Genomic DNA, 677 nt, shown 5'->3' with positions numbered 1-677 from the left:
ATACACTTTAAGTCACAATCAGGCCGTTTGGATATTTTTGGTGAGACCCTCCAGATTAAAGATATCACAAGGCCAAGAGTACAAATTGGCAAAGATGCATCCGGAGACTACAACATGTATGTCTGGGACGCATCCGGCAGGCTGATGTTTGATGCAACCGGCATAACCGCGTCCGGTATACAACGGCCAATTATCGTGGATAGCATGGTAGCTGATAACGCCAACATATCGGGAGACAAGATAAACATCACATCATTGGTCAAAGAGATAAATGACGGTACAGAGGTCATTAAGTCTAGTCATATTTTGGTAGATGGAGCAAACCAGTCTCTATCTGTAGTGTATAACACTATCACCGGTGACATAAGCACACTGAGTACAGCGTTATCCGTGGAGCATGGTAAAATCTCATCACTGATTACCGACATGTCACAAGCTAAAGGTGATGTATCAACCTTAAAGACCAATTATAGTAGTCTTACACAGACCGTAAACGGTATTAACAGCACGGTTGGTGAGCATACCTCCACTCTGACAAGTGTAACGAGTAAACAGACACAGTTTGAACAAAGTGTAAATGGATTGACTGGCAGAGTGTCTTCAATTGAATCCACTGCATCTTATACATCAACTAAGCTTAATTCTTTGGTTGCTGATGTTAACGGATTTAAAACAAC

At 41.8% G+C, this 677-nt stretch carries 1 pseudogene; it reads left to right on the top strand.

Annotation, left to right across the window (positions count from 1 at the left end):
* Positions 1–339: 339 nt before the first annotated feature.
* A pseudogene (locus KSZ58_RS23060) lies at positions 340–677 on the top strand (gp58-like family protein); the annotation flags it as partial.

This window comes from Erysipelatoclostridium sp. DFI.2.3 (genome assembly GCF_019132535.1).
GTDB classification, from domain to species: domain Bacteria; phylum Bacillota_I; class Bacilli_A; order Erysipelotrichales; family Erysipelotrichaceae; genus Clostridium_AQ; species Clostridium_AQ innocuum.
The sequence above is the reverse complement of the archived record's forward strand: the minus strand, read 5'-3'. Positions and strand labels throughout refer to the sequence as shown.